The 3,953-nt window shown below is 64.3% G+C and carries 3 protein-coding genes; all 3 read left to right on the forward strand.

The features are described 5' to 3' along the window. Positions 1-757, forward strand: a 757-nt coding sequence (locus tag ACSLE4_RS08775; protein WP_435904083.1) for a TCP-1/cpn60 chaperonin family protein, incomplete at its 5' end; no start/stop codon positions are given. 287 nt (positions 758-1,044) lie between these two features. Next, complete coding sequence (hemA, locus tag ACSLE4_RS08780; protein WP_435904084.1) at positions 1,045-2,277, forward strand: 5-aminolevulinate synthase; 1,233 nt, start codon at positions 1,045-1,047, stop codon at positions 2,275-2,277. Positions 2,278-2,469: 192 nt separating this feature from the next. After that, positions 2,470-3,953: ABC transporter transmembrane domain-containing protein (locus ACSLE4_RS08785; protein WP_435904085.1), on the forward strand; the 1,484-nt coding region annotated here is incomplete at its 3' end.

Here is a 3,953-nt window from a genome sequence, read left to right on the forward strand (position 1 = left end):
AACGGTGATCTCGGACGATCTCGGCCTCAAACTCGAGACCGTGTCGCTCGACATGCTTGGCCGCACGAGGAAGGCGACGGTCGACAAGGAGAACACCACCATCGTTGGCGGGGCCGCAAATAAATCCGACAGCGAGGCTCGCGTGGTCGAGATCAAGGCCCGGATCAAGGACGCCAACTCCGACTACGATCGCGAGAAGCACCAGGAGCGGTTGGCCAGACTTACAGGCGGCGTTGCCGTCATCCGTGTCGGGGGTGCCACCGAGATCGAGGTGCGGGAGAAAAAGGATCGCATCCGCAACGCGATGAACGCGACCAAAGCCGCCGTCGAGGAGGGCATTCTACCAGGCGGCGGTGTCGCCTTGCTGCGTGCCAGTCGGGCGCTGGTAAGACTCGACGACGACAACGACAACGACGACCAGAAGGCGGGTATCGAGATCGTGAGGAAGGCAATCACTTGGCCAGCCCGGCAGATCGCAATGAATGCCGGACTCGACGGCTCTGTCGTCGTTTCCAAGATCCTCGAGGAGGCAGACAGCGCCTATGGCTACGACGTCCAAGCGGGCGAGTACGGGAATCTCTTTTCGAAGGGCATAATCGACCCTGCGAAGGTGGTGCGCGCGGCACTCCAAAGCGCGGCCTCGATAGCGGGCCTCCTCATCACCACCGAAGCCATGGTGGTCGAAGTGCCGGGCCCGCCGCCGCCAGAGCTTCCCGGTCATGACCATGACCATCATCACGAGATGGATTTCGATTAGACACGAGGACCTGCCGTGCCCCGCGGTGCAAACGACCGCGACTCTTCGGCCTTGTTCGCCGTAGACGTGCGCTCAGGCCTCGGGGTTGATCGGCACGTCGCGCAACGCAACTTCACCTTTTTCGGCTCATGACGGGCTGCGCCCGTGCCCTAAACTTGCAGACGTCGCTTAAGGGCTTCCGTGTACGTCGGCACAATGGTATCGTTCACGTCGATCCCCGTCATCTGAGTAATGTCGGGATAGATAGCAGAGCGGCGACCGGCCATTGGTCCAAGGGAAAGTTGGGCATGGACTACGAGGATCGCTTTCGCCAGCACCTGGATACGCTGCATGCGGAAGGCCGCTATCGCTTCTTCGCCGATTTGAAGCGCCGCTGTGGGGCTTACCCGTCGGCCGATCATTTCGGCGCAGAGGGCACCCGTGATGTGACCGTGTGGTGCTCCAACGACTATCTCGGCATGAGCCAGCACCTTGTGGTGCGGGCTGCCATGCATGAGGCGATCGAAGAGGTCGGCGGGGGCTCAGGCGGTACGCGCAATATCTCTGGCACCACGCATTATCACGTCGAGCTCGAGGCCGAGCTCGCCGATTTGCACGGCAAGGAAGCGGCGCTCCTCTTCACGAGCGCCTATATCGCCAACGATTCGACGCTTGCCACGCTGCAGCGGCTGATGCCCGGGCTCGTGATCTTCTCCGACGAGACGAACCACGCCTCGATGATCGAGGGCATCAGGCGCGGCGGCGGCGAAAAGCACATCTTCCGCCATAACGACGTCGAGCATCTCGAGGAGCTGCTTAAGAAGGGCCCGGCGTCGGCGCTCAAGATCATCGCGTTCGAGAGCGTCTATTCCATGGACGGCCATATCGCCCCGATCGCGGCGATCTGCGACCTCGCCGAGAAATACGGTGCGCTCACTTATCTCGACGAGGTCCATGCCGTCGGCCTTTACGGGCCGCGCGGCGGCGGCATCGCCGAACGCGACGGGGTGATGGACCGCATCGACATCGTAAACGGCACGCTGGCCAAGGGCTTCGGCGTGATGGGCGGCTATATCGCCGCGAGCGCCGCCTGCTGCGACGCCATCCGCTCTTATGCGCCTGGCTTCATCTTCACCACTTCGCTGGCGCCGGCCATCGCCGCCGGCGCGCTCGCCTCGATCCGGCATCTGAAGCGGAGCGAGATCGAGCGCGCGCGCCTCAAAGAGCGGGTCGGCAAGGTGAAAGGTCTGATGGCAGAGGCCCGCCTGCCCGTGATGGAAAATCCGAGCCACATCGTGCCGGTGATGGTCGGCGATCCCGTGCACTGCAAGGCGGTGACCGACACGCTCCTCACCCATTACCGGATCTACGTCCAGCCGATCAACTATCCGACCGTGAAGCGCGGCACCGAGCGTATGCGCTTTACCCCCTCCCCGGTGCATACCGACGCCGAGATCGCCACGTTGATCGGGGCGCTGCAAGAGCTGTGGGCCGCCTGCCCTGTCGGCAAAGGCGAGTATGTGAGGCTCGCCGCCGAGTAGCGGCCTCTCACCTCAGACTTTTTCCCCATCCCGTCTGCCACCTCTCCAATTAGGAGGGGGATAGCTGGCGGCACCTCAACGCCGCTCTGGCGAAGGTCCGAGCTTGCCAATGCCACTCCACAGAGGCAATCTCACCCCAACGGTTATCGGGTGCATGTCTCTCCCCCCTGATAACTCAACTGGGCCTCTTTTGTGCAACTCGTAACGCAACAGTCCGACGGTCACGACCGTCACCAGGAGGAGCCCCCCGCGCAAGACGCGGAACAGGAGGGAGAACGGCCCGCCTCGCTTCGCCCGCTCCTGGCGCTCACGCCATATCTTCTTCGCCACAAGGGGATGCTGGCCGCAGCACTCCTTGCGCTGATCGTCTCGGCCGGGGCCACGCTGGCCGTGCCGCTTGCCGTCAGGCGCATGATCGATCTCGGCTTTTCCAGCACCGAGCCGGATCTCATCGACAAATATTTCGCCACCCTGGCCGGCATCGGCTTGGTGCTGGCGCTGGCCAGCGCGGCGCGGTTCTACGCGGTGAATTGGCTCGGCGAGCGGGTGGTGGCCGACATCCGCAGCGACGTGTTCAAGCATCTGACCGGCTTGAGCCCTGCTTTCTACGAGGTGTCGCATTCGGGCGAGGTGATGTCGCGGCTCACCGCCGACACGACGCAGGTGAAGGCGGCGGCCAGCACGGCGATCTCGCAGGCGCTGCGGAATATCCTGCTGCTGATCGGCGCCACGGTGATGATGGTGGTGACCAGCCCCAAATTGTCGCTTGCGGTGCTGATCGCCATTCCGGTCATCATGCTGCCGCTGGTGGCCTATGGTCGCTCGGTCCGGGCGCTATCTCGCCAAGCGCAAGACACTCTGGCGCAAGCGTCGGCCTATGCCAGCGAGAGCCTGACCCAGGTGAGGGTGATGCAGGCCTTCACCCATGAGCAGGCGGCGGCGGCGCGGTTCGGCGCTGCGGTCGAGCGCTCCTTCGCCGCGGCCAATGCGCGGGCCAAGGCGCGGGCCGGGCTGACCGCCATCGCCATCTTCCTCATCTTTGCCAGCGTGATCGGCGTGTTGTGGTACGGCGCTCAGGATGTGTTGTCGGGGGCGATGACCGGCGGCAGGTTGTCGCAATTCGTGCTCTATGCCGTCCTTGCCGCCACCGCCGTGGGCGGGCTCAGCGAAGTGTGGGGCGAGCTCGCCCAATGCATGGGCGCGGCCGAGCGCTTGGGCGAATTGCTCGAGGCGGAGTCCAACATCAAATCACCGCGCCATCCAAAGCCATTGCCGGTGCCGCCGCGCGGCGAGGTCGCCTTCCGCGACGTGTCCTTCTCTTATCCACTGCGCCCCAAGACGAATGCGCTAGATCGCGTGAGCTTTCATGCCGCGCCGGGCGAGCGGGTGGCGCTGGTCGGGCCATCGGGCGCGGGCAAGACCACGATCTTCGCATTGCTGCTGCGCTTCTACGATTCCCACCGCGGCAAGGTCGAGATCGACGGCCTACCGGTGAACGAGGTGGCGCTTGAGGAGCTGCGCGCCCGGTTTGCGCTGGTGCCGCAAGAGCCGGCGTTGTTCGCCGACACCGTGGCCGCCAATATATCTTATGGCGCAACCGATGCCACGCGCAGCGAGATCGAAGCCGCCGCCACGACGGCGTTTGCTCACGACTTCATCGTCGGCCTGCCGCAAGG

Origin of the sequence: Methyloceanibacter sp., from assembly GCF_051306395.1 — a bacterium.
GTDB lineage: Bacteria > Pseudomonadota > Alphaproteobacteria > Rhizobiales > Methyloligellaceae > Methyloceanibacter.